The sequence below is a fragment of the Bradyrhizobium sp. Ken51 genome, from assembly GCF_055807435.1.
In genome coordinates this window covers 1-295 of the sequence record NZ_JBVVPB010000156.1, presented here as the reverse complement: position 1 = coordinate 295, position 295 = coordinate 1, and the positions used below count along the sequence as shown (strand labels likewise).

At 43.1% G+C, this 295-nt stretch carries 1 protein-coding gene; it reads left to right on the top strand.

Annotated features, from left to right (window positions below; translation table 11 throughout):
- Window positions 1-98: 98 nt before the first annotated feature.
- On the top strand, window positions 99-295 hold a 197-nt coding region (locus tag AC0L27_RS41285), incomplete at its 3' end, for a hypothetical protein (protein WP_473323869.1).

The following is a 295-nucleotide window of genomic DNA, read 5'->3' as shown; positions in this document are numbered from 1 at the left end:
GAAGCTATTGAGATTTTGAAAAACGATGGTGTCATCACCAGTGGTCGTGTCACTGAAATGGCTGTTGAAAAAACATGTCACTGAAAGGAACGCTGACAATGAATGTCAAAATCCGAAATGAAATTCAGGCATTAATCCGAATTCAGGAACGCAATAACAACGGTGGTGAATTACGCGAGTTTATTTGTGCGCGTGAAGTTGATGGCTATGGTGAAAAAACTTACCTGATTACTTTCGACCATTACAGCATCTGTGCGCGTTATTGCCGCGAAAGCATATCCCGCGCCATTGCGTC